Annotated in this window: 17 protein-coding genes and 1 tRNA gene; 12 read left to right on the top strand and 6 right to left on the bottom strand. The window is 68.2% G+C overall.

Annotated features, from left to right (window positions below):
• Positions 1-152 precede the first annotated feature (152 nt).
• The 8 genes from ACETK8_RS12700 (at position 153) to ACETK8_RS12665 (ending at position 12,525) form a co-directional block, all read left to right on the top strand.
• Entirely contained in the window at positions 153-1,184 is a 1,032-nt protein-coding gene (locus tag ACETK8_RS12700) for a LacI family DNA-binding transcriptional regulator (protein WP_374036284.1), read from the top strand.
• Positions 1,181-4,180, top strand: a complete 3,000-nt coding sequence (locus ACETK8_RS12695; protein ID WP_374036283.1) for a TonB-dependent receptor — start codon at positions 1,181-1,183, stop codon at positions 4,178-4,180. Before ACETK8_RS12700 ends, ACETK8_RS12695 begins: the two co-directional genes overlap by 4 nt.
• A 93-nt stretch (positions 4,181-4,273) precedes the next feature.
• Positions 4,274-5,707, top strand: coding sequence for a glucoamylase family protein (locus ACETK8_RS12690; protein ID WP_374036282.1), 1,434 nt, complete (start codon positions 4,274-4,276; stop codon positions 5,705-5,707).
• Positions 5,704-6,966: an extracellular solute-binding protein gene (locus ACETK8_RS12685; protein WP_374036281.1), complete on the top strand. Its 1,263-nt coding sequence runs from the start codon at positions 5,704-5,706 to the stop codon at positions 6,964-6,966. Before ACETK8_RS12690 ends, ACETK8_RS12685 begins: the two co-directional genes overlap by 4 nt.
• Positions 6,967-7,141: 175 nt before the next feature.
• Positions 7,142-8,032, top strand: coding sequence for a carbohydrate ABC transporter permease (locus ACETK8_RS12680; protein WP_374036280.1), 891 nt, complete (start codon positions 7,142-7,144; stop codon positions 8,030-8,032).
• Positions 8,029-8,844 carry a carbohydrate ABC transporter permease gene (locus tag ACETK8_RS12675; RefSeq protein ID WP_374036279.1) on the top strand — a complete coding sequence of 272 codons (816 nt, stop codon included), beginning with the start codon at positions 8,029-8,031 and terminating at the stop codon, positions 8,842-8,844. The genes ACETK8_RS12680 and ACETK8_RS12675 overlap by 4 nt, the downstream gene beginning before the upstream one ends.
• Before the next feature lie 2 nt (positions 8,845-8,846).
• The gene (locus ACETK8_RS12670) at positions 8,847-12,053 is read left to right on the top strand and encodes a discoidin domain-containing protein (RefSeq protein ID WP_374036278.1); all 3,207 of its coding nucleotides are present in this window, start codon (positions 8,847-8,849) and stop codon (positions 12,051-12,053) included.
• A gap of 37 nt (positions 12,054-12,090) precedes the next feature.
• On the top strand, positions 12,091-12,525 hold the full coding sequence (locus ACETK8_RS12665) for a hypothetical protein (RefSeq protein ID WP_374036277.1): 435 nt from the start codon (positions 12,091-12,093) through the stop codon (positions 12,523-12,525).
• Between the two features lie 172 nt (positions 12,526-12,697).
• Here the strand turns inward: ACETK8_RS12665 and ACETK8_RS12660 are convergent, their stop codons facing one another.
• From ACETK8_RS12660 to ACETK8_RS12650, 3 genes are all read right to left on the bottom strand, one after another.
• The gene (locus ACETK8_RS12660) at positions 12,698-13,786 is read right to left on the bottom strand and encodes an ABC transporter ATP-binding protein (protein ID WP_374036276.1); all 1,089 of its coding nucleotides are present in this window, start codon (positions 13,784-13,786) and stop codon (positions 12,698-12,700) included.
• 73 nt (positions 13,787-13,859) lie between these two features.
• The gene (locus tag ACETK8_RS12655; RefSeq protein WP_374036275.1) at positions 13,860-14,561 is read right to left on the bottom strand and encodes an SAM-dependent methyltransferase; all 702 of its coding nucleotides are present in this window, start codon (positions 14,559-14,561) and stop codon (positions 13,860-13,862) included.
• 240 nt (positions 14,562-14,801) lie between these two features.
• Entirely contained in the window at positions 14,802-16,856 is a 2,055-nt protein-coding gene (locus tag ACETK8_RS12650; protein ID WP_374036274.1) for a DEAD/DEAH box helicase, read from the bottom strand.
• A gap of 222 nt (positions 16,857-17,078) precedes the next feature.
• On the opposite strand from ACETK8_RS12650, the gene ACETK8_RS12645 reads away from it, so the two are divergent.
• From ACETK8_RS12645 to ACETK8_RS12635, 3 genes are read left to right on the top strand one after another with little or no spacing between them, the layout of a single operon-like run.
• Positions 17,079-19,460: a pre-peptidase C-terminal domain-containing protein gene (locus tag ACETK8_RS12645; protein WP_374036273.1), complete on the top strand. Its 2,382-nt coding sequence runs from the start codon at positions 17,079-17,081 to the stop codon at positions 19,458-19,460.
• A 28-nt stretch (positions 19,461-19,488) separates the two neighbouring features.
• Complete coding sequence (locus ACETK8_RS12640; protein WP_374036272.1) at positions 19,489-19,875, top strand: hypothetical protein; 387 nt, start codon at positions 19,489-19,491, stop codon at positions 19,873-19,875.
• A 44-nt stretch (positions 19,876-19,919) separates the two neighbouring features.
• Positions 19,920-21,452 carry a class I SAM-dependent methyltransferase gene (locus ACETK8_RS12635; RefSeq protein ID WP_374036271.1) on the top strand — a complete coding sequence of 511 codons (1,533 nt, stop codon included), beginning with the start codon at positions 19,920-19,922 and terminating at the stop codon, positions 21,450-21,452.
• Here the strand turns inward: ACETK8_RS12635 and ACETK8_RS12630 are convergent.
• The gene (locus ACETK8_RS12630; protein ID WP_374036270.1) at positions 21,449-21,757 is read right to left on the bottom strand and encodes a UBP-type zinc finger domain-containing protein; all 309 of its coding nucleotides are present in this window, start codon (positions 21,755-21,757) and stop codon (positions 21,449-21,451) included. The genes ACETK8_RS12635 and ACETK8_RS12630 overlap by 4 nt on opposite strands.
• Positions 21,758-21,875: 118 nt before the next feature.
• On the opposite strand from ACETK8_RS12630, the gene ACETK8_RS12625 reads away from it, so the two are divergent.
• Complete coding sequence (locus tag ACETK8_RS12625) at positions 21,876-23,513, top strand: M28 family peptidase (protein WP_374036269.1); 1,638 nt, start codon at positions 21,876-21,878, stop codon at positions 23,511-23,513.
• 7 nt (positions 23,514-23,520) lie between these two features.
• Here ACETK8_RS12625 and ACETK8_RS12620 read toward each other — a convergent pair.
• Positions 23,521-23,595: transfer RNA gene (locus tag ACETK8_RS12620), tRNA-Val, on the bottom strand.
• Between the two features lie 78 nt (positions 23,596-23,673).
• Positions 23,674-24,237, bottom strand: coding sequence for an IPTL-CTERM sorting domain-containing protein (locus ACETK8_RS12615; protein ID WP_374036268.1), 564 nt, complete (start codon positions 24,235-24,237; stop codon positions 23,674-23,676).
• Positions 24,238-24,273: the final 36 nt, after the last annotated feature.

The raw sequence follows: 24,273 nt of genomic DNA, 5'->3' as shown, positions 1-24,273 counted from the left end.
TTACCACTGTGTCATGTAACCGCTTACAGACACAGTTATCGACGGACCTTCGATAAGTTGGCCGGCACGATCTTGGGACGCTTCAGGACAGACCGCGTGCATCGCAAACCCCTTCGCAGCTCATACGGCCGTGCGCCGATCGGACGTGCGGCATGAAGCCGGCGACGATCCGCGACGTGGCCGAGCGCGCCCAGGTTTCGGTGGCCTCGGTCTCCCGCGTCCTGACCGGGGCGGGGGCCGTGACCGAGCCCACCCGGCTGAAGGTCCTGGAGGCCGTCGAGGCTCTGGCCTACGTCCCGCATTCGGGCGCTCGCAGCCTGTCGACCAGCCGCACGGACACCGTGGGCGTGATTCTACCGGACCTGTTCGGCGAGTTCTTCTCGGAGCTGATCCGGGGCATGGATGTCGCGGCGCGGGCCAACGGCCTGCATCTGATCGTCTCCAGTTCGCATGACGACGCGTCGGAAGCGGCGGCCGCCATCCGCTCCATGCGTGGCCGGGTCGACGGTCTGATCGTCCTGTCGCCGCATCTGGATTCGGCCCATCTGGCCCAGAGCCTGGTGGGGCGTCTGCCCGTGCTGCTGATGAACGGCGGGGCGAATGATGCGGGCCGTCCGTCGATGGTCGTCGACAACGTCGGCGGCGCGGTCGCGGCGGTCGAACATCTGCTGGCCCAGGGCCGCGAGCGGATCGTCCACATCGGCGGCCCTTCCGGCAACCTGGAGGCGCGCGAGCGTCAGGCCGGCTACGTCCAGGCCATGACCGCTGCGGGCCGTGAGCCGACGATCGTCGCCGGCGCCTTCACCCAGGCCTCGGGCCACGACGCGACCAAGGCCCTCTTGGCCGAGGGCGTGCGGCCTGACGCCATCTTCGCCGCCAACGACATGATGGCCGTGGGCGCGCTGCTGGCCTTTCAGGACGCGGGCGTACGCTGCCCTGAGGATGTCGCCGTTGTCGGCTTCGACGACGTGCCGATCGCCGCCCTGGTGCGACCCGCCCTGACCACCCTGCGTGTCGAGATCGCCGAGACGGGCCGCCGCGCCATGGACCGGCTGGCGGCCCTGATCGCCGCCTTCAACGACCCGGAGGCCGCGCCCGACGCCGCCTGCGAAACCATCCGCCCCCAACTCGTCGTCCGCCAGTCGTGCGGCCGCGCCCATCCCTTCAACGGAGAGACCCAATGACCCGCATGACCTTGCGTAGCCGCGCGTTGTGCGCCGCCTCGGCCCTGGCCGTCGCAACCCTGATGACGGCCGGTTCAGCGTCCGCCCAGGCGACCAACGCCACGGTTCGCGGGACCCTTTACGACGGCGCGGCCGTCGAAACGGGCGGCGCCGTGGTCGCCACCGAGATCTCGACGGGCTTCACATATCGCGGCCGCGTCGGCGCCGACGGCGGCTACGTCATCGTCGGTCTGCGTCCCGGCACCTATCGCATCGCCGCGACCAGCGCTGACGGACAGACGGTGGAAGACACCGTCACCCTGTCGACCGGCCAGATCGGCACCCTGGACCTGGACGTCGCGGGCTCGCAGACCGCCGCCGCCGATACGAGCGAAGCCACCGACGTGGGCGACATCGTCGTCACCGGCCGCCGCATCTTCGAGGTCCGTACCTCGGAAGTCGCCACCGGCGTGACACAGCAGCAGATCAACAACCTGCCGCAGATCAACCGCAACTTCCTGAACTTCGCGGCCCTGGCTCCGGGCGTGCGCGTGACCGAAGGCGAGAGCGAGCGCACCATCTCGGCGGGCGGCCAGCCGGCCCAGGCGATCAACGTCTTCATCGACGGCCAGAACCAGAAGTCGACGATCATCGACGGCGGCGTCGCCGGCCAGGACGACAGCCGTGGCAACCCGTTCCCGCAGGCGGGCGTGCAGGAGTTCCGGGTCATTACCCAGAACTTCAAGGCCGAATACGAACAGGCCGGTTCGGCCATCATCACCGCCGTCACCCGTTCGGGCACCAACGAGTTCCACGGCGAGGTCTTCGCCACCTATCAGGATCCGAGCTGGGTCGATCAGAACGTCGTCGATCGCCGCGCCAACCGCGACCAGCCTGATGTCGAACGCGAGCAGTACGGTTTCGCCCTGGGCGGCCCGATCATCCAGGATCGCCTGCACTTCTTCGTCACCTATGAGCGCAAGGACGAGGGCCGCGCCGCCGGGGTGGTCGTCAACAACAGCACCTATGCCGGTCGGTTCGCCAATGAGATCGGCAACTACGCCTCGCCGTTCGAACAGGACCTGGCCTTCGGCAAGCTGTCCTGGCAGATCGACGATCGTCAGCGCCTGGAAGTCACCGGCACCTATCGCAGCGAGAGCGAAATCCGCGGCTTCGGCGCCGGCTCCGCCTTTTCGCGCGCCGAGGAAGCCAATAGCGACATTCGCTCGGCCAACGTCCGTCACAGCTTCCAGGGCGACAACTTCCTGAACGAGCTCACGTACGACTACTTCTCGTACACCTACAATCCGACGGCTTTGAACTTCGGCGACTACGGCCGTACCTACGCGATCTTCCGCGACGCCAATACGAACGTGCCTGGCTTCCAGTTCGATGTGAACAACCGGGTCGAGACGGTGTTCCAGGCCGGCGGCCGCGCCGACAGCCAGTATATCGAGCAGGAAAGCCACACCCTCCGCAACGACCTGACCATCCCAGACCTGCAGTGGATGGGCACCCACACCGTCAAGATGGGTGTGAAGTACTCGATGCAGAACTACTTCCTGAACAAGCAGTTCGGTCGGAACCCGCAGTTCGTCTACGATCTGACGGGGATCACCGGCCTGGGTGGAGCGAACATTCCGGTCTCGGTCCAACTGGGCACCTTCTCGCCGCCGACCAGCGCCGACAACAATGTCCTTGGCCTCTACATCCAGGACGACTGGCAGATCACCGACAAGCTGGAGTTCAATCTCGGCCTGCGCTGGGACTATGAGGACAACGCGGTCAACAACGACTACGTCACGCCCGCCGGCATCCGCGACATGTTGACGAAGATCCAGGCCCTGCCGAACTACGACTTCCCGTCCTACTTCAACCCGTCGGACTACATTTCGGACGGCAACCGCGACGCCTTCACCGGCGCCTTCCAGCCGCGCTTCGGCTTCTCCTACGACGTGTTCGCGGACGAGCAGACGGTGATCTTCGGCGGGGCCGGTCGCTACTACGACCGGATCGGCTTCAACTTCGCCTTCGACGAGCGCTTCAAGCCGACCCAGTTCATCCGTGAGGTCTTCTTCTCGCAGAACGGCGGCCCGGTCAGTGGCGTCAACACCGTCGCCTGGAACCCGAGCTATCTGACGGCGGCCGGCCTGGATCCGCTGCTGGCCTCCACCCCCGGCGCAGGCGAGGTCTTCCTGGTCGCGAACGACGCCGAGCCGCCGCGCACCGATCAGTTCAACTTCGGCGTCCGTCAGAAGTTCGGCATCTTCCAGACCGCGCTGACGCTGGCCTACTCCAAGACCGCCAACATCTCGTCCTGGGCCATCGCGAACGCAGGTTCGGCGACGGGTGATCGCTTCTCGGGTCCGACCCCGACCTCCGTCGGCCACCCGGAGTTCCGCAACCTGGTCTTCTTCCAGAACCAGGACAAGGAAGCCGAGTTCAGGGCGATGTACCTGACCATCGACAAGCCGTTCGACGCCCAGTCGAACTGGGGCTTCAACCTGGCCTACACCCTGTCGAAGGCGACCCAGAACGGCAGCCGCGACAACGGCTTCGCCGCCTTCGACTTCGACTACAACGTGCCGGGTCTGTCGCCGGAGTATCCGTCGAACACCGACGAGCGTCACCGCATCGTGGCCTCGGGAACCGTCGGTCTGCCAGCCGAGTTCCTGCTCTCGGGCATCGTGACCCTGGGCTCGGGCCTGCCGTTCAACGTGTTCGACTGCCCCGGCGCGACCAATCCGAACATCTGCTGGAACGGCGGACGTCCCGAGCGCCGGGCCTTCCTGCCGGGCCTGAACTTCGCCTTCCGCCAGGTCGATCTGCGTCTGACCAAGACGTTCCCGACCTGGACCGGACACGAGGTGCAGTTCATCGCCGATGCCATCAACATCTTCGGCTTCGACAACTACACGGCGTTCGAAGGCGGCTACAACAACCCGCGCTTCGGTCAAGGCAATGGCGTGCTGCTGCCGACCCGGAGCTTCCAGGTCGGTCTGCGCTACGTCTTCTGACCGCCTTCTCCCGAAACTGGCCGCCCCTGCGACACAGGGGCGGCCTTGCTTTTTTTGGGGCGACGCGGGGGCGTTGACGTAGGATGAGTGAGTATGAACCGTCGTCGATTTCTTCTCGGAACCACCCTGGCCGGTCTGGCCGCAGGCTTCGCCGCGCCGGCCCTGGCGCAGTCGGGCAGGGCGGGGCGGGCGGCCGCCGTGGACCCCGAGATTCATGAGCTTCAGCGGCGGACCTTCGACTGGTTCGTCCATGTCACCGACCGAGAGACCGGGCTGACGCCGGACCGCTGGCCGACGAAGACCTTCTGTTCGGTGGCGGCGGTGGGCTTCGCCCTGACCTGCTGGCCCGTCGGGGTCGAGCAGGGGTGGATGACGCGGGCCGAGGCGCGCGAGCGGACCCTGATCACCCTGCGCTATTTCGCGGCCCTGCCTCAGGGACCGGAGGCGACCGGCACGGGCGGGTACAAGGGCTTCTTCTACCACTTCCTCAACATGGACACCGGCACCCGGTTCGGCGCCACCGAACTGTCGACGGTGGACACGGCGCTTCTGCTCGGCGGCATGCTGTTCGCGGCGCGCTTCTTCAACGGCCGCCATGCCGAAGAGGTCGAGATCCGCGAGATCGCGCAAAGGCTCTACGAGCGGGTCGAGTGGGACTGGGCCGTCGTTCGGCCGAACCGCATCACCATGGGCTGGCACCCGGAGACGGGCTTCATCCCGTCCGACTGGAACGTCTACAACGAGGGGATGATCGTCCTGCTGCTAGCCATCGGCAGCCCGACGCACCCGGTCTCGACGGGCGTCTGGGACGAGTGGGTGCATTCCTACGAGGAGAGCTGGACCGACCGCTGGGGCGAGTGGCACCTGCAGTTCGCGCCGCTGTTCGGCCACCAGTACAGCCACATGTTCATCGACTTTCGGGGCATCCGCGACGCCTGGATGCGCGGCCAGTCGATGATGACGGGACAGGCGCTCGACTATTTCGAGAACAGCCGCCGGAGCGTCCATGCCCAGCGCAAATACGCCGTCGACAATCCCGGCGGCTGGGACGGCTATTCGGCCGAGATCTGGGGCCTGACGGCCTGCGACGGGCCGGGCGACTTCAAACAGGTCATCGATGCGCGCGAGCGGGAGTTCTTCAGCTATTCCGCGCGCGGCCCGGGCGACCGGGACGACGGCACCATCGCGCCGACCGCGGCCATGGCCAGCTATGCGTTCGAGCCCGAGATCGTCACCGCGACCCTGAAGGCGATGAAGGCCCGCTATGCGCCGGTCTATACGGAGTGGGGTTTCCTCGACTCGTTCAACCCCACTCTGACGGAGCGGGAAGGTCCCTTGCAGCACGGGCGGATCGTGCCGGGCGTGGGTTGGGTCGACGGCGACTATCTGGGCATCGACCAGGGGCCGATCGTGGTCATGATCGAGAACGGCCGGTCGGAACTGGTCTGGCGCTACATGCACGGCGAGCCGAACCTGAAGCGTGGGCTCAAGCGCGCCGGCTTCACCGGCGGATGGCTGGACGCATGATCGACCGGCGCGCCGCGCTGGGGCTGATGGCCGGGGCGGGCGCGTCTCTGGCGGGATGCGGCCGGAACGACGGGATCTCCCGCCTGACCTTCTGGGCCATGGGCAACGAGGGGACGCACGTCCCCTCGATCCTGCCCGCCTTCGAGGCGGCCAATCCGGGCATCAAGGTGATCGTCCAGCCCCAGCCGTGGACGGCGGCCCATCAAAAGCTTTTGACCGCCTATGCGGGCGCCTCGTTGCCGGACGTCAGCCAGATCGGCAACACCTGGGTGGCGGAGCTGGCGGCGATCGGCGCCCTGTCGCCGACGCCGGACGCGGCCGCGGACCTCCTGACCGATCAGTTCCCGGCGGTGCTGGAGACCAACGCCATCGCCGGTCGCGCCATGGCCACGCCCTGGTATGTGGACACGCGTCTGATCTTCGTGCGCACCGACATTCTGGCCCGTGCGGGCTTCGACGCCATGCCGACCGACTGGGCAGAGTGGAAGCGGTCGATGCACGCGGTCAAGCGTGTGGCGGGCGACGGAAACTTCGCGATCCTGTTGCCGGTCAATGAGTTCGAGCAGCTTCTGACCTTCGGGCTTCAGGGCGATCAGCCGCTGCTGCGGGATCAGGACACGCGCGGAAACTTCTCCAGCCCGTCGTTCCAGGCGGCCCTGGCCTTCTACAAGAGCCTGTTCGACGAGGGCCTGGCCCCGCTGGCCTCGGCGGCCCAGATTTCCAACGTCTGGAACGAGTTCGCCAAGGGCTATTTCAGCTTCTACTTCTCCGGCCCCTGGACCATCGGCGACATGAAGAGCCGGCTGCCGGCGAACATCCAGCCGCACTGGACCACGGCGGGGGTGCCCGGTCCGACCGGCCCCGGAGCGTCCGCGCCCGGCGGGTCGTCGCTGGCGGTGTTCCGCTCGTCGCCGCATCAGGAGGCGGCCTGGAAACTGGTCCGCTATCTGTCCGATCCGACGGTGCAGGCGGAGTTCAACGTCATCGCCGGCGACCTGCCCGCGCGCCGGTCCGCCTGGGCTGCGCCCAAGGTCGCGACCGATCCCTACATCACCGCCTTCAACGGCCAGCTGGGCCGAGCCAGGGCGGTCCCCAAGGTGCCGGAGTGGGAGCGGATCGTCACCGAGATGCAGATCGTCGCCGAGCGGATGGTGCGCGGCGAGTTCACCGTTCAGGAAGCCGGCGCAGAGATCGACCGTCGCGCCGACCGGCTGCTGGAAAAGCGCCGCTGGATGATCGAACAGGGGCGGGCGGTATGATCTCTCGTCTTCGATACCCTTCTCCCCCTGGGGGAGAAGGTGGCAGCCGGAGGCTGACGGATGAGGGGGCTGTGTCCGTTTCCCTCACTGGCCAGGGTGTGCTTGCAGCCGCGTCCCCCTCATCCGAGCCCTTCGGGCCCACCTTCTCCCCCGAGGGGAGAAGGGAGGTTTCGCGATGATCTCCGCCAGAGAGCGCGCCGCCTGGGGCTTCGTGTCGCCGGCCCTGATCGCCATCGCGATCTTCTTCGTCATTCCGGTCGTGTCGTCGCTGCTGCTCAGCCTGAGCGATTTCGACATCTACGCCCTGGCCGACCTCGGCAACATGCGGTTCGTGGGACTGCAGAACTACGAGCGGCTGCTGACCAATCCGCTGTTCTGGCAAGCCATGAAGAACACCGTCTGGTTCAGCGTTCTGGGCGTGCCCCTGGCCATCGGGGCGTCGCTGGCGGCGGCGGTGATCCTGAACGCGCGGACGGTGAAGTGGCGGCCGGTCTGGCGGGTCATGTTCTTCGCGCCGTATGTCACCACGCTGGTCGCCACGGCGGTGCTGTGGAACTACCTGCTGCACACCCGCTACGGCGTCATCAACTGGGTGCTGACCAGTGTGGGCCTGCCCGCCGTGGACTGGCTGGGCGATCCGAACACCTCGATCCCGGCCATCCTGATCTTCGTCGTATGGAAGATCTTCGGCTACAACATGCTGATCTTCCTGGCGGTTCTGCAGACCGTGCCGGACGACCTCTATGAGGCGGCGCGGATCGACGGAGCGGGACCGTGGGCGCGGTTCATCCATGTGACCCTGCCGGCCATCGCGCCGACGCTGCTGCTTGTGTCCATCATTTCGGTGGCGGGCTTCTTCCAGCTGTTCGCCGAGCCCTATGTGATGACCCAAGGCGGACCGGCCCAATCGACCGTGACGGTGCTCTACTTCATGTACGAAGAGGGCTTCAAATGGTGGAACCTGGGCTCCGCTAGCGCCGTGGCCTTCGTCCTGTTCCTCTGCATCTTCGCGGTGACGATGGTGCAGCTGGCCGTGTCGCGGAAACTGGGGGGAGATCACACGTGAAGCTCCGCTCCCTGCTGCTCAATCTCGGCGTGGCCGTGATCGGCCTGATCGTCCTGTTTCCCCTTCTTTGGATGCTGTCGGTCAGCTTCATGTCGACGGGGGAGGCGGCCGTGTTTCCGCCGCCGCTTCTGCCCAGCGCGCCGACGCTGGAGCACTACCGCGACCTGTTCGTGAACCAGGGCATGGGCCGCTATATGTGGAACAGCTTCGCCCTGGCGACCCTGGCGACCGGGCTGGCGCTTCTGTTCACCGTGCCGGCCGGATACGCCTTCGCCAAACTGGCCTTCAAGGGGCGTGAGCGGCTGTTCCAGCTGTTGATCGGCGCCCTGGTGATCCCGGCCCAGATCGGCACCCTGCCGCTGTTCCTTATGCTGAAGTCGGTGGGGCTGGTGAACACATACGCCGGGGCGCTGGTGCCGTGGCTGGCCTCGATCTTCGGCCTGTTCCTGGTGCGCCAGTACGCCCTGTCGATCCCCGACGAGATGCTGGAGGCCGCGCGGGTGGATGGGGCGAGCGAAGGCCAGATCTTCCGTCGCATCGTCCTGCCGACCCTGTCGCCCATTCTGGTGACGCTGGGATTGTTCGTGTTTCTGGGCAGTTGGAACGACTTCCTGTGGCCGCTCATCATCCTGACGGACCAGTCGAACTATACGCTGCCGGTCGCGCTGGCGGCCCTGTCGCGCGAGCATGTGCAGGACGTGGAGCTGATGATGGCGGGCGCCGTCATCACGGTGGCGCCGGTGCTGATCCTGTTCCTGGCGCTGCAACGATTCTACATCCGCGGCATGTTGGCCGGGAGCGTGAAGGGGTGAAGATGCGTCTGTTGCTTGGGCTGATCGCGGCCGTCCTGATCGCCGCGCCCGCGCAGGCCCAGTCCAACCGGACGCTGGATACGTTCGAGGATCTGACGCCCTGGACGGCCGACGCCTCGACCGATGTGACCTCGACCCTCTCTTCGGTTCAGGGGCATCGCGGCCACGCGATGCGGCTGGACTACGATTTCAACGGCCGGTCGGGATACGCCTTCGCCGCGCGTGACCTGTCGTTCCGTGCGCCCGAGAACTACGAGATCCGGTTCTGGGTGCGGGGCGAGGGACCGAGCAACACTTTCGAGGTCAAGTTCACGGACGCCTCGGCCGAGAACGTCCACTGGCGGCAGGTGACGCGCTACGACTTCCCCGGCGGCTGGACCCAGTTCGTCATCAAGAAGCGCCAGGTGATCTGGGCCTGGGGGCCGAACCCCGACCGGACCTTCCGGGGCGCCGAGCGGATCGAGTTCGTGGTGACCGCCGGAGAGGGCGGAAAGGGTTTCATCGAGGTCGACGACCTGACCATCCGCACCCTGCCGCCCGAGCCGTCCGTGCCGCCCCGTCCGCTGGTCGAGGCCACGAGTGAGGATGGAAATCAAACGGCGTCGCTGAGTGTCGATGATGACCCGAATAGCGCATGGAAATCGATCGATTCAGGGGAACAGAGCCTGACGCTGGACCTCGGCTACGAGCGGGAGTTCGGCGGCCTGACCCTGCGCTGGGTCGAGGGGCGGGCGGCCTCGGCCTATCGCGTCATGGCCTCGAACGACCGGCGTCAGTGGCATGAGATCGCCCGGGTCCACCACGGCGACGGCGGGACCGACTGGCTGATGACGACCGAGGCTTCGGCGCGCTGGTTGAGGCTGGACATGACGACGCCCCAGACGGTCGTCGGGTCGGGCCAGATGGGCGCCGGGTTCGGAACCGCCGGCACGCCCGCGACGGCCTATTCGCTGGCCGACCTGCGGATCGAGCCGCTGGCGTTCGGCGTGAACGAGACCGCCTTCCTGACCGCCATCGCGGGTCAGAGCCGGCGTGGCCTCTATCCGCGCGGCTTCCACGGCGAGCAGCCCTACTGGACCCTGGTCGGTGTCGATGGCGGCGGCGAGAGCGGCCTGATCTCCGAGGACGGCGCCATCGAACTGAAGCGGGGCGGGGCCTCGGTCGAACCCTTCGTGCTGGACAACGGGCGGCTGGTGACCTGGGCCGACGCGCGGATCGAACAGGCCCTGGTCGAGGACGATCTGCCGATCCCGACGGTGATCTGGACCCACGACGAATGGACGCTGAAGGTCACGGCGATGGCGGAAGGGACGCCCGACGCGGCGGGCCTGTACGGCCGCTACGACCTGACCAACACCTCGCCGCGCGAGCGGACCCTGACCCTGGCGCTGGCGGCGCGGCCGATGCAGGTCAACGGGCCGGTGCAGTTTCTGGCCGTGCCGGGCGGCGCCGCGCCCATCCGCCAGATGCAGTGGCATGGCGGGGAGCTGGTTCTGGACGACGCGGTGCGGATCCATCCTCTGACCGCGCCCGACAGCGTCCGCACCGCGACCTTCGAGGCCGGGGCCGATCCGCAGAGCCTGCTGGCGCGGACGGGAGAGGGGCTGCGCGACGGCGCCGTCACCGCCGATCGTGGCGGCCTGATGAGCGGAGCCATGCTCTATACGGTGACCCTGTGCCCCGGCGAGACGCGGACCTTCGGCTGGGTGTCGGCGCTCGAGGGACCGCGCCCGGCGCTGCCGGCCACGGCCTCGGTCGAGGCGGCCCTGGACACGATCCAGGACCGGATCGCTGCCGGCTGGCGCGAGAAGCTGGACCGGTTCGACCTGATCACGCCGCCCGAGGGCCAGCGGATCGCGGACACGATGAAGACCTCGCTGGCGCACATGCTGATGTCGCGCCAGGGGCCGTCCCTGCAGCCGGGCACCCGCAGCTACAACCGCTCCTGGATCCGCGACGGCGCCATGATGGCCGAGGGTCTGAACCGGCTGGGCCACGCCAGCCTGAGCCAGGACTATCTGCGCTGGTACGCCCCCTACATCTTCGACAACGGCAAGGTCCCTTGCTGCGTCGATGCGCGCGGCGCCGATCCGGTGCCCGAGAACGACAGCCACGGGGAGTTCATCTTCCTGGCCGCCGAGACCTGGCGCTACACCGGCGACACGACCCAGCTGCGGTCCGTCTGGCCCCAGGTCCAGGCCGCCATCGCCTATATGGACGGCCTGCGGGCCTCGACCCGGATCGAGGCCAATCGCCAGCCGGAGACCCGCCACCTCTATGGGCTGCTGCCGCCTTCGATCAGCCACGAAGGCTATTCGGATCGTCCGGCCTATTCCAACTGGGACAATTTCTGGGGCCTGTTGGGCTATCGCGACGCGGTCCAGATCGCCGAGGTGCTGGGCGAGACCGAGGCGGCCCGACGCATCGAGGCGGCGCGGCAGGAGTTCCTGCTGGACGTCACCACCTCCATTAGCGGCACGGCCATCCGCCACCGTATCGACTGGATCGCGGGCGCGGCGGATCGGGGCGATTTCGACGCCACCTCCACCACCATCGGCCTGTCGCCGGGCGGGCTGCAGGCCGACCTGCCGCAGGGCCTGATGAAGCGGACGTTCGAGAAATACTGGGAGAATTTCGAGGCCCGCCGCGCCAACCGCACGGCGTGGCGCGACTACACCCCCTATGAACTGCGGAACGTGGGCGCCTTCGTGCGGCTGGGCCAGCGCGAGCGGGCGATGACGGCGCTGGACTTCTTCTTCGCCGACCGCCGGCCGCAGGCGTGGAACGGCTGGGCCGAGGTGGTGGGGCGCGACCTGCGCGAGCCGCGCTTCATCGGCGACATGCCGCACGCCTGGATCAGCTCGGACTACATCCGTTCGGCCCTGGACCTGTTCGTCTACGAGCGGGACGCGGACCATGCCCTGGTGCTGGCGGCCGGTCTGCCGATGAGCTGGATCGACTCGGCGACCGGCGTCGGGGTGCGGGAGGTGCGGACGCCGTATGGACCGTTGACCTACGCCCTGCGTCGTCGGTCGGGGCTGACGACCCTGACCCTGTCGCCGGGCGTGACGCCACCGGGCGGCTTCGTCCTGCAATGGCCCGAGGGTCACGAGTTGCCCGCGCGCGTTCGCATCGACGGTCGGGCCGGGGAGTGGAAAGGGCGCGAGCTGGTCGTTCCGGCGACTGCACGCCGGGTCGAACTGCGCTGACGCTTTCCGAGGCGGCAGGGAGGGCGTAGATCGGGGCATGACCCAAGCCCTCTGCCGCCTCCTCGACCTGCCCGGCGTCGCCGATCTCGAGACCAAGGCGCTGATGAAGCCTGGCTATGCCGACCCCACGCGCCGGGACGAGTTTCCCGAGGTGGACGAAGTGCTGACGGCCCTGTTCGGCCTGACGGCGGAGGAAGCCGAGGATGCGGCGCGGCCGGACGACTGGGACGGGATCGAGCGGTTGTCGCCTCAAGATCAGGCCGATCTGTTCGAGGCCGAGGGCTGGGACGTGCGCGACGCAAAGCGCAAGCCGCTGAGGATGCTGGCGGTCTTCGCCGAGCCTCTGGCCCTGGCGATGCGGGGCGTGGCGGGGACGCTGCCGGAAGCGGCCTTCGTGCCGGAACCGGCGGAGGAGAAGAGCGACTGGGGCTCTGGCCTGGCGGCCGAGGCGGCGCGGTTCAGGAAGCGGTGAAGGATTTCCTTCTCCCCTTGCGGGAGAAGGTGGCGGGCGAAGCCCGACGGATGAGGGGTACGAAGACCCGGACGAGATGAGGGGAGCAGACGCTCACGGGTGACATCTACGGTCACCCCTCATCCGACCTCGCTGTGCTCGGCCACCTTCTCCCGCAAGGGGAGAAGGGAAGTTAGAGCCGCTTGAACGCCGCTCCGCCCTCATCGAACAGATGCGCCCGGCCTGCGTCGACGTGCAGGGTCAGGCTCTCGCCGACCGTGGGGCGGACGTCGCCGGGCAGTTGCACCGTCAGGGTCTCGGCCGCGCCGCCTGCGGTGACATAGGCGTAGGTGGCGTTGCCAAGGGTCTCGACGAAGGCCGCCTTGGCCGCCACCGCGTCGCCGGGGCCGGTCAGGGTCAGGTGTTCGGGGCGGACGCCCAGCATGACCGACTGGCTGGGCTTGGCCGAGGCGGCGTCGACCGAGACGCGCACGGTCTCGCCCGCCGCCGTCTTCACCGTCGCGCCGGTGGCGGAGGCCTCGACGATCTCGGCGGGGATCAGGTTCATCTTGGGGCTGCCGATGAACTCGGCGACGAAGCGGGTGCGGGGGTGTTCGTAGAGCTCCATCGGCGCGCCGACCTGTTCGATCACCCCGCCGTTCAGGACCACGATCCGGTCGGCCAGGGTCATGGCCTCCACCTGGTCGTGGGTGACGTAGATCATGGTCGTCTTCAGCCGCTCGTGCAGCGAGGCGAACTCGTAGCGCATGCGGACGCGGAGCGCCGCGTCGAGGTTCGACAGGGGCTCGTCGAACAGGAAGACCTGGGGCTCCCGCACGATGGCGCGGCCGATGGCGACGCGCTGGCGCTGGCCGCCTGACAGGGCCTTGGGCTTGCGGTCCAGGTAGTCGACGATATTCAGGGTCTCGGCCGCAGCCATCACGCGCCGGTCGATCTCGGCCTTGTCCGTCCTGGCCAGGGTCAGGCCGAAGGCCATGTTCTGGCGCACGCTCATGTGCGGATAGAGGGCGTAGGACTGGAACACCATGGCGATGCCCCGGTCGGACGGCGACAGGGTGTTGACCGTGCGGCCGCCGATGGAGATGTCGCCGCTGTCGGCCTCTTCCAGACCGGCGATGGTGCGCAGAAGCGTGGACTTGCCGCAGCCGGACGGACCCACGAAGACCACGAACTCGCCGTCGGCGATGGTCAGGTCGACGCCCTTCAGAACCTGGGTGGAGCCGAAGCTCTTCGTGATCCCGCTGAGGGCGACGTCGGCCATGTGTTTCGTCCCTGAACTCTAACTTTTGCTGGGACTGTAAGCGGTTACGCCGGGCGGGAGAAGGCGTTTCGCGTCACCCCTTCGTCGCGTGCCAACCCCGGATCATGAAGGCCTGGAAGAAGGGGACGGGCAGGGGGAAGCCCGCGTCGCGCCACAGGCCTTCCGTTTCGGCGACCGGCAGGACGCCGAGGACGTCGCGCAGGCCGTCCTCGAGTTTGGCGAGGGATTCTGGTGTGGCGCCCATCAGGGTCTGGACCTGTTTCCAGTCGGCGAGCAGGGCCGGGAACTCCGGCGCGTCGAGGTCGCCGCTGATCTCGGCGCTGACGAACCGGCCGCCGGGCTTCAGGCGGTCGTGGATGGCGGCGTAGAAGGCGGGGCGGCCCTCGCGGCGGATGAAGTGGGCGACCAGCAGGCTGACGACCACGTCGAAGCCGGCCTCGGCGACGTCGTCGACATAGCCGTGGATCAGGGTGCAGCGGTCCATGACCCCGGCCTCGGTCAGGCGGTGGGCGCCGACCGCCAGCATCTCAGCCGAGGGATCGACGCCGACGAAGGTCCAGCGCGGGAAGGCCTGGGCCAGAGACAGGATCTCCGCTCCGGTGCCGACGCCGACGCACAGGACGCGGGCCTCGGCAGGGACGTCGGCGAGGGCCAGCCGCATCAGGAAATGCAGGCTGTCGGAGATGGGCTTCAGGCCCGCGTTCCGACGATCATAGGCGTCGGCGATCTCCTGATTGAAGAAGCCGGAGGTGCTGGGAGCGGCGGGCTGGGTCATTGTTATAGTGTAACAATGATGGGGTGAGGGAGTCACGACTTTCCTTCTCCCCTTGCGGGAGAAGGTGGCCGCGAAGCGGACGGATGAGGGGTACGGAAACGCGAACGAGGTCGGACGAGCAGACGGCTCACCGGCCAAGCCGGGATTCACCCCTCATCCGACCTCGCTGCGCTCGGCCACCCCTCCTCGGATCGCATGCGATCCTACGTCGACCCGCAAGGGGAGAAGGGGAGTTTCATTCTAACCGTTCGACTTCTTCTTTCCCTTGAACGGCTTGTTCGCGCCCTTGGGTTTGCCGGTCCAGGCCTTGTCGCCGGCGGGGGCGGCGTCGCTGCGCGGGGCCCAGGGCTTCTTCGGGCCCTTGGGCTTGTCGACCCAGGCCTGCTTTCCTTCGGGCGTGGGGGTGTCCTTGGTGCGCTTGACCCATTTGGGTTTGGTCTCGCCCTCAACGGCGACCGGAGCGGCGGCTTCGCGCTTGGCCCAGGGCTTCTTCTCGGCGAAGGGCTTGTCTTCGCGCGGCTTCCACGCGGGTTTGTCGCCGCCCTCGCGATCCTTCCACGCAGGCTTGTCGCCACGATCCTTCCAGGCCGGCTTGTCGGCGCGGGCCGGGCGGTCCCCGTCTTCACGCGCGGGCTTCTTGTCCCAGCGGCTGGCGGGACGTTCCTTCGGCCCCGGGGCGACGGCGTCGGAGACGGTCACGCCGTCCTCCAGACCGTTCGCGATGGCGGCGCGGAACTTGGCCTCGGCGGCCCTGGTGATCTCGAACTTGGTCTCGCGGTCGAAGATCTTGATCGAGCCGATGTCGCCCTTGGTGACGTGGCCCAGACGGCAGAGCGTCGGCAGCAGCCATTTCGGGTCGGCGTTCTTGTCGCGGCCGATGTTGATGCGGAACCAGGCCATGTCGCCGCCGCGCGCGAAGTCCATCAGAGGGCCGTCCTTCTGGCCGCGTTCGTTGCGGCCGGTCGACTGCTGACGGGCCATGCGCTCATCGTCATAGACCTCTTCCGGCGCCGGCAGCTTCTGGCGGTAGAGGCGGATCAGCGAGGCGGCGATCTGTTCGGCCGAAGTCCGCTCCAGCAGCAGCTTGCCCAGTTCGATGGCTTCCTCGTCCTCGACCGGGGCGGTCAGAACGGGATCGGCCAGCAGGCGTTCGCGGTCCTTCTCCAGGATCATCTCGGCCGACGGCGGGCCCGACCATTCGGCGGTGATGCCGGCCGATTGCAGCATCAGCTCGGTCTTGCGACGGCGGGTGTAGCTGACCATCAGGACCGAAACGCCCTTCTTGCCCGCGCGGCCGGTGCGGCCCGAACGGTGCAGCAGGGTGGCCTTGTTGACCGGAATCTCGGCGTGGATGACCAGACCCAGGTCGGGCAGGTCAAGGCCGCGCGCGGCCACGTCGGTGGCGACGCAGACGCGGGCGTGGCCGTCGCGCAGAGCCTGAAGCGCCTCGGAGCGGGCGCTCTGGGTCAGTTCGCCCGACAGGCCGACGACGGCGAAGCCGCGTTCGCGCAAGCTGGCGGTCAGGTGTTTCACCCGCTCGCGGGTGTTGGCGAAGACCAGGGCGCCGGGGGCCTCGAAGTAACGCAGCACGTTGACGACGCCGAGCTCGACCTCGTTAGGGGCCACGCGGATGGCCTTGTACTCGATGTCGGCATGGGAGCCGGCGCCGGCGACCGTGTCGATGCGGATCGCGTCGCGCTGATAGGTGCGGGCCAGCTGGACGATGTCGCGGGCCAGGGTGGCCGAGAACAGCAGGGTGCGGCGCTCGGCCGGGGCGCTGTCCAGAATGAAGGTCAGGTCTTCGGCGAAGCCCATGTCCAGCATCTCGTCGGCTTCGTCGAGGACGACGGCCTTGAGCTCGGACAGGTCGAGCGCGCCGCGCTCCAGGTGGTCCTTCAAGCGGCCGGGCGTGCCGACGACGATGGCCGCGCCGCGTTCCAGCACGCGACGCTCGGCGCGCGGGTCCATGCCGCCGACACAGGTGGCGATGCGGGCGCCGGCCTTGCCGTAGAGCCACTCCAGCTCCTTCGACACCTGCAGGGCCAGTTCGCGGGTCGGGGCGATGACCAGGGCGGCGGGCGAACCGTTGTCCTCGATCCGCTCGGCCTCGCCCATCAGGGTCGAGGCCAAGGCCAGGCCGAAGGCGACCGTCTTGCCCGAGCCGGTCTGGGCCGAGACCAGCAGGTCGCGGCCTTCCTCGGCCTCCAGCACGGCGGCTTGCACCGGGGTCGGCTCGTTGTATCCGCGTTCGGACAGGGCGCGGTCGAGCGCGGGGTGGCTGGCGGGGAAGGGCATACTGTATCCGTGAGTGCGCCGGGCCCGGATTGGCGAAGCGGCGCGAAGGTCGTCTGGGGAGGTCGCGCAAATCGCGAGGGCGGGGCTTTTGCGCCGCGATCAAGGCCGAATGAGGGTGATGGGGCGAGAAGGTGTCGGAATCTGACCCTCGTTCCGCGAAGCCGTGACATCCCCGGCGGCAGGAGGCAATGTCCGCCTGACTTTCGGGGGATCAGAGTCGTCATGCGCAAAGTCCTGTTTTCCACGGCGCTTTCACTGTCGCTGGCGGCCGCGCCGCTGCTGACAGGACCAGCCATCGCCCAGCAGCGGCTGCAGCCGAACGGTTCGGTCCAGGGCGAGCTGTCGCGCGGCGACGACCAGCTCGATTCGGGTGAGTTCATCGATGTCTACGAGGTGCAGGGCCGGGCGGGTCAGTCGCTGTCGGTGACCATGCGTTCCGACGATTTCGACACCTATCTGATGATCCGGGGGCCGGGCGACTTCTCGGAAGACAACGACGACGGCGGCGACGACGGCGCCAACTCGGCGCTCGACGTCCGTCTGCCCGCCGACGGGACCTATCGCATCACCGCCACCAGCTATGAGCCGGGCGAGAGCGGTCGCTACACCCTCAGCCTGAACGGCGGGAGCGGGATGGGCCAGGCCATCGGCAACACCATGGGCGGGGGCCAGGGCAACGCCGGGGGCAGCGCCCTGCAAGCCGGGCGTTCGGCCTCGGGCGTCCTGGGGCCGGGGGATCGCCGCCTCGATGCCGGGGAGTTCGCCGACGACTGGGAGCTGCCGGTCCGGCGCGGCGAGACCTATACGGTCAGCCTCGATTCCGGGGATTTCGACGCCTATCTGATGGTGCGGGGTCCCGGAGGCCTGTCGGAAGACAATGACGACGATCCGGGCCAGCGCGGCGGCCGCAACAGCCGGGTGACCTTCACCGCCGCCGCCGACGGGATGGTCGATATCTCGGCCACCAGCTTCGGCGCGAACGAGACGGGCCGGTATCAGATCCTGGTCGAGCAGGGCGGTCGCGCCTACGGAAACAACGGGCGTCCGCAACAGCCGACCAATCAGCCGCCGTCGCGTCAGTCGGACGGATCGTTGCAGGTGGGACAGTCGGTGAACGGCGCCCTTCGCCAGGGCGACCGCCAGCTGACCAGCGGCGAGTTCGTCAACACCTACACCCTGCGCGGTCGTCGTGGTCAGCAGCTGGATCTGCGTCTGTCGTCGTCCGCCTTCGACCCCTATCTGACGATCCAGGGGCCGGGTCTGGCCGAGGCCAACGACGACGATCCGGACGGCGACGGCGGGCGCGACAGCCGCCTTCTGGTCACCCTGCCGCAGGACGGGGAGTATCAGGTCAGCGCCACCAGCTATCAGCCGGGCGAACAGGGGGCCTATCGCCTGTCCGCCAACGCCTCGGACGGCCGCGCGCCGCAGGGACGTCCGCGTCAGGACTCCTATGTCGAGAACCGGGGTCAGCGTCAGGACGTGCGCGGCGGCAGCATCCAGATCGGCTCTACCGTCGGCGGCGCGCTGCAGGCCGGTGACGAGCAACTGGACAGCGGCGAATACATCGACACCTTCACCTTCACGGGGCGTCGCGGCGAGCGGATCGCGGCGGAACTGACCTCCTCGGCCTTCGACGCCTATCTGATCCTGACCACGCCATCGGGCGAGCAGATCGACAATGACGACGGCGAGGACGGCACCAACAGCCGTCTGGACACCGTGCTGCAGGAGGACGGCGAGTATTCGGTGGGCGTCACCTCCTTCGCCGCCGGCGAGACGGGCTCCTACCGCTTCTCGGTGATGCCCAGCCAGGGTTCGCCGCGCCAGGCGTCGGTCCAGGGCGGTCAGAGGGTCTTCGCCATCATGGTCGGAGTGTCCGACTACGGCGGCGCGGCCAACGATCTTCCGTATACGGACGAAGATGCGGAGAAGCTGGCCGAGACCCTGCGGCGCGGTGGCGTTCTGAACCCCGCCAGCGTCGTCCTGACCAATGCGGATGCGACCGTCGCCGGGGTGCGGCGCGCCTTCCAGCAGGTCTCGCGCGAGGCCGGGCCGGACGACATGTTCCTGTTCTTCTTCTCGGGCCACGGCACCCAGGAAGACACCCAGGCCTCGGCCCAGGAGCCGGACGGCAAGATGGAATCGATCGTCCTGCGCGACGGGGAGATCAGCGACGTCGAAATGGGCCAGTTGTTCGACGGGCTGAACACTCGTCTGTCGCTGCTGGTGCTGGACGCCTGCTTCTCGGGCGGCTTTGCGCGGAACGTCGTGGATCGTCCGGGCGTCATGGGGCTGTTCTCGTCTGAAGAGGACCTGACCAGCGCCGTGGCCGACAAGTTCGAGGCCGGCGGCTATCTGTCCCACTTCCTGCGGGCCGGTCTGGCCGGGGCGGGCGATGTGGACGGCGACGGCATGGTCACGGCGGGCGAACTGGCCACCTATCTGCGCCGCCAGTTCGTGGCCGAGGTGGAGAACGTCGAGGCCGAAACCATGGAAGGCCAGCGCAACTATCAGAACCTGGTCATCGACCGGGGCGGTGTCCAGGTCGACGACGTCGTCCTGCGCCTGGCCTCGAACGGGTCCAACGCCGGCTCGCGCTGAGCCCGTCGTCTTTCAGGAGTAGAGTTCCATGATGATCCTTCGCACCGCCTCCCTGGCCGCCGCCGTTCTCGCGCTCGCCGCCTGCCAGCAGGAGGCGGCCAAGGCGCCCGCCGCCGCTCCGCCCGAACCCGTCGCTCCGGTCGTGGCCACCGCCACCGGCGCCGATCAGGCCGTGGCCTGCATGGCCTATCTGTCGCTGAAGCAGATCGCGCTGGAGGCCCAGACGCCGCCCGGAGACGTCACCGCCGTCCGCGCGGCGCTCGGCGCCTGGGAGGGCCTGGCGCTTCAGTCGATGACGTCGGACGAGGTGAACCAGTATTACGCCTCCTCCGTCGCGGTGGAGGATGACGCCTCGCCCGCCAAGGTGGACGTCACCGCCGCCTGGTGTCTGGCCAACGCGCCGGCCGCGTCCTGACGAGGGGGCTCGCCTCGCGGGCCTGACCGGTGCATGAGGCCGGGATGAGCGCGAGCGAAGGCTACTATTCGGACCTGGAGTACACCTCCGGCTACTACCATGAGCTCGGCCCGGCCCATCTGCGGTTCTGCGGCCTGCTCGCCGGGGTGGACTGTCTGGCGACGGAGGCGCCGGTCTATCTGGAGCTGGGCTTCGGGCAGGGCGTGGCGCTGAATGTCCATGCGGCGGCCAATGCCGGCGATTTCCGGGGCGTTGACATCAGCCCGGCCCATGTGGCGAACGCCCAGGTCATCGCCGATGCGACCGGCAGCGGGGTCCGTCTGTCGGACGACTCCTTCGCGGCCCTGATGGCGCGGGACGACCTGCCGAGCTTCGACGCCATCGTGATGCACGGCATCTGGAGCTGGGTGTCGGAAGAGAACCGGCGGATCATCGTCGACCTGATCCGCGATCGGCTGAAGCCGGGCGGGGTGGTCTATCTGAGCTACAACTGTCAGCCCGGCTGGGCGTCGCTGGCGCCGCTACGGCATCTGCTGAAGCTCGGTCACGCCGCCGCGCCGGAGGGCGACGCCAGGGCGCGGATCGAGGCCTCGCTGGAGTTCATGGAGGATGTCGCCGCCGCCGACAGCCGCTTCTTCGCCGAGAACCGCCCGGCCGCCGCCCACGCCGCCAGTCTGCGGAAGGTCGATCCGCTGTATCTGGCGCACGAGTATCTGGGGGAGCACTGGCACGTGCCGTACTTCTCGGATGTCGCGGAGGCGCTCAGCGAGGCGGGGATGAGTTTCCTGAGTTCGGCGCGTCTTCTGGACCGGCTCGACGCGCTGGACCTCCCGCCTGCGGCGGTCGCCCTGCTGCATCGCCAGAAAGATCCGGTGATGCGCCAGTCTGTGCGGGACTATCTGGTCAACCAGCAGTTCCGCCCGGATGTCTTCGTGAAGGACGGGGCCCTGCTGTCGAGCGCCGATCAGGCCGCGCGTCTGGATGCCCAGCCTTTCGTCCTGATCTGCGGCCTGGACGAGGTCGACTTCGATGTGACCGATGCGCAAGGGGAGGCGGCCATGCCGGAAGTCCTCTATGCGCCGCTTGCCATGGCCCTGGCCGCCGACGACTTTCGTCCGAAGACGCCCGTCGAACTGTTGGCCGCGCCGGGTCTGGAGACAGCGCGCAAAAGCGATCTGATCAAGGCCCTGACGACCCTGGTCGGCATCGGCGTCCTGCGTCCGGCTCAAGCGTTCGACGAGGTGGCGCGGATGCGGTGCGAGGGCTTCAATCGGCTGGTGCTGGAGCGGGCGGTGACCGGGCCGCATCTGAAGCATCTGGCCTCGCCCGCCGTCGGCGGAGGCATCCTCTCGTCGCGATCGGCGCAGCTGTTCCTGCGCGTCTGGCTGGCGGGCGCTCGCTCGACGGAGGAGATCGCGGCGGCGGTCTGGGACGTGTTCCAGATCACCCGCGAGCGCGCCGCGCGGGACGGCAGGGAGATGATCACGCGCGAGGACAATCTGGCGGCGCTGGAGCCGATGGCCCGGCGGTTCATCGACCAGACCGTGCCCCTCTATCGGTCGCTCGGGATTCTCTAGACGAACCGGGGGATGGGGCCGCGCTGGGGCGTCTGGTTCGGCAGATCCACGACGGTCTGATCGACGAAGCACCAGCCCCAGCCCTCTGGCGGATTATAGCCCTCGATGATCGGATGGCGGGTGGCCCTGAAGTGGGCGGTGGCGTGCCGGTTCGGCGAGTCGTCGCAACAGCCGACGTGGCCGCAGCTTCGGCAGAGCCGCAGGTGCACCCACATCGATCCGGTCTTTAGACATTCCTCGCAGCCCTTGGCGCTCGGGGTGACCGTATTGATCGTCGTGGTGTGTCCGCAGTCCTGCCGTATCACGTTCGTCCTCCTGACCTTGCCTTATGTGTACGCCGGCCGGCGCGGAACGCCATCGCTCGACACGGTCGGTCGGGCGGGGCAGGGTCCATTCCTCCGCCTCGCAGTCAATGAGCCGCCCGTGTCCCGTGTCAGCCTCGCCGTCCTCGCCGCCTGTCTGTTGTCCGCATCGGGCGCCGTAGCCCAGGAGGGGCGGGTCGATCCGGAGCGTCTGAACGCCGCCACGGCTATTCTGGCGGGCGACGACTTCGAGGGCCGGGCGCCGACCACGCCGGGCGAGGAGCGGTCGGTGACCTGGATCGCCGAACAGTTCCGGGCCCTGGGGCTTGAGCCCGCCGGTGACGACGGGACCTATTTCCAGACCGTGCCGATCAATCGCTTCGTGCAGGACGGGCCGGCCGTCATCACGGCGAACGCGGGCGGGGAGACGATCACGCTTCAGCGCGGGACGGACATCATCTCCAACAGTCACCGGCCCACGAACCACATCACCATCACCGACGCGCCGGTGGTCTTCGTCGGCTATGGCGTGAACGCGCCCGAGCGCGGCTGGGACGACTTCAAGGGCGTGGATGTGCGCGGCAAGGTCGTCTTGATGCTGGTCAACGACCCGGACTTCGAGGTCGCGGCCGACAGCCCCACGGCCGGCAAGTTCGACGGCCAGGGCATGACCTACTACGGCCGCTGGGTCTACAAGTTCGAGGAGGCGGCGCGGCGCGGGGCGGCGGCGGTCTTCGTGATCCATGAGACGGCGGCGGCCGGCTATCCGTGGAACACGCTTCAGAACTCCTCCACCGCGCCCGGCCTCGACATCGTCCGCGCCGACCCGGAGCGCGAACGGGTGCAGGCGCAAGGGTGGATCCAGCAGGCCCAGGCCGCGCGGCTGATGCAGGCGGCGGGTCTCGACTATGCGACGCTGAAGACGGCGGCTCAGGGCGCGGACTTCCGCCCGGTCGAGCTGAACGGGGTGACGATGTCGCTCGACTTCGGCCAGACGTTCAGCCGCCTGACCACCCGCAACGTCGCCGCCCGCCTGCCGGGGACGCGCCATCCGGACGAGACGGTCATGTACGGCGCCCACTGGGACGCCTATGGCCGCGCCGTGGCCAATGCGGCGGGCGACGACATCTATAACGGCGCCGTGGACAACGCGACGGGCGTGGCTGCGGTGCTGGAGCTGGCCCGCCTCTACGCCGAGGCGCCGCGCACCGAACGATCGGTGATGTTCGTCTCCTGGGCGGCGGAGGAGGCGGGGCTGCTGGGCGCCTACTACTACGCGGCGCACCCGCTGGCGCCGCTGGAGACCACGGTGGTCAACATCAACATGGACAGCCTGCTGCCCGGCCCGGCCTCGTCCGAGATCGTGGTCATCGGCTTCGGCAAGACCGACGCCCAGAATAGGCTGGCCGATCTGGCGTCGGAGGAGGGGCGGTCGCTGATCCCCGACCCCGCGCCCCAGGTCGGCGCCTTCTACCGCTCGGACCACTTCCCCCTGGCCAAGATGGGCGTGCCGGCCCTGTTCGCGGCGGCGGGCTTCACCGGCGCGTCCGACGCCAGCCGCGCCTATGTGCGCGACCGCTATCACCAGCCGACCGACGAATGGTCCTCCGACTGGTCGATGGAGGGGGCGGCGCAGGATGTGCAGCTGCTGTATCGCGTCGGTCGCGACCTGGCGAACAACCGCGAATGGCCGCTGTGGACGCCCGGCAACGAGTTCGAGGCCGTGCGTGATGCCTCGGCGTCATCTCGTCAGGAATGAGGGAGAATGGTGGATGCGACAGGGATTGAACCTGTGACCCCCTCGGTGTGAACGAGGTGCTCTCCCGCTGAGCTACGCATCCATCTCGGGCCCGCCAGACTCGGAAGGTCCAGGGCGGGGAGGCGCGGACATAGCCCGCGCCTCACGGGAGTGCAAGCCGCTAGATGACGGTCTGGCGTCTGCGGTGGAGCAGGGTCGCGCCGGCGGCGGCCAGCAGGCCGGTCAGCAGGATCATCGCCCATTCCGTCAGGGTGGGAACCGGCGCCGGCGCGACCAGCACGCCCGGGCCGGTGTAGTTGTAGACCGCCGGACCGCCCGTGGCGTCATTGCTGTAGGACGAGGCGAAGATCGTGTAGTTGACCCCGGCGGTCAGGGTGACCGACCCGTTGTCGTCGATGTGCGGGCTGCAGGCCGCCGGATCGTTCAGCGGGTTGGTCGTCGCGGGGTTGAACGGTGTGGTGGTCAGGAAGCAGATCCACCCGTCGATCGGCGCGGTGGCCGTGGTGGCGTACTCGTCGGCGAAGACATAGTTGCCGGTGGCCGACGGCTGGAAATTCAGGATCTTGTAGTGATGGTTGCCGGTCAAGACCTGGACGCCGTTGCCGAACAGGGTCGGGTCGCTGGCCGAAAGGCTGTAGCTGATGGCCCCGTCGGCCTGGGCCGCCGTCGCCAGCAGGGTGAGGCCGAAGCCAAGCGCCGCGGCGCGAGCGAATGCGCGGATCATCGTATCCCCCCCCGATAAATCGTGTGAATCGGACGG

Origin of the sequence: Brevundimonas staleyi (genome assembly GCF_041893865.1) — a bacterium.
GTDB lineage: Bacteria > Pseudomonadota > Alphaproteobacteria > Caulobacterales > Caulobacteraceae > Brevundimonas > Brevundimonas staleyi.
The sequence above is the reverse complement of the archived record's forward strand: the minus strand, read 5'-3'. Positions and strand labels throughout refer to the sequence as shown.

Bases quoted from the DNA above. Each gene is read 5' to 3' on its own strand.
- ACETK8_RS12700 (WP_374036284.1), top strand. From the start codon at position 153: ATGAAGCCGGCGACGATCCGCGACGTGGCCGAGCGCGCCCAGGTTTCG.
- ACETK8_RS12695 (WP_374036283.1), top strand. From the start codon at position 1,181: ATGACCCGCATGACCTTGCGTAGCCGCGCGTTGTGCGCCGCCTCGGCC.
- ACETK8_RS12690 (WP_374036282.1), top strand. From the start codon at position 4,274: ATGAACCGTCGTCGATTTCTTCTCGGAACCACCCTGGCCGGTCTGGCC.
- ACETK8_RS12685 (WP_374036281.1), top strand. From the start codon at position 5,704: ATGATCGACCGGCGCGCCGCGCTGGGGCTGATGGCCGGGGCGGGCGCG.
- ACETK8_RS12680 (WP_374036280.1), top strand. From the start codon at position 7,142: ATGATCTCCGCCAGAGAGCGCGCCGCCTGGGGCTTCGTGTCGCCGGCC.
- ACETK8_RS12670 (WP_374036278.1), top strand. From the start codon at position 8,847: ATGCGTCTGTTGCTTGGGCTGATCGCGGCCGTCCTGATCGCCGCGCCC.
- ACETK8_RS12665 (WP_374036277.1), top strand. From the start codon at position 12,091: ATGACCCAAGCCCTCTGCCGCCTCCTCGACCTGCCCGGCGTCGCCGAT.
- ACETK8_RS12660 (WP_374036276.1), bottom strand. From the start codon at position 13,786: ATGGCCGACGTCGCCCTCAGCGGGATCACGAAGAGCTTCGGCTCCACC.
- ACETK8_RS12655 (WP_374036275.1), bottom strand. From the start codon at position 14,561: ATGACCCAGCCCGCCGCTCCCAGCACCTCCGGCTTCTTCAATCAGGAG.
- ACETK8_RS12650 (WP_374036274.1), bottom strand. From the start codon at position 16,856: ATGCCCTTCCCCGCCAGCCACCCCGCGCTCGACCGCGCCCTGTCCGAA.
- ACETK8_RS12645 (WP_374036273.1), top strand. From the start codon at position 17,079: ATGCGCAAAGTCCTGTTTTCCACGGCGCTTTCACTGTCGCTGGCGGCC.
- ACETK8_RS12640 (WP_374036272.1), top strand. From the start codon at position 19,489: ATGATGATCCTTCGCACCGCCTCCCTGGCCGCCGCCGTTCTCGCGCTC.
- ACETK8_RS12635 (WP_374036271.1), top strand. From the start codon at position 19,920: ATGAGCGCGAGCGAAGGCTACTATTCGGACCTGGAGTACACCTCCGGC.
- ACETK8_RS12615 (WP_374036268.1), bottom strand. From the start codon at position 24,237: ATGATCCGCGCATTCGCTCGCGCCGCGGCGCTTGGCTTCGGCCTCACC.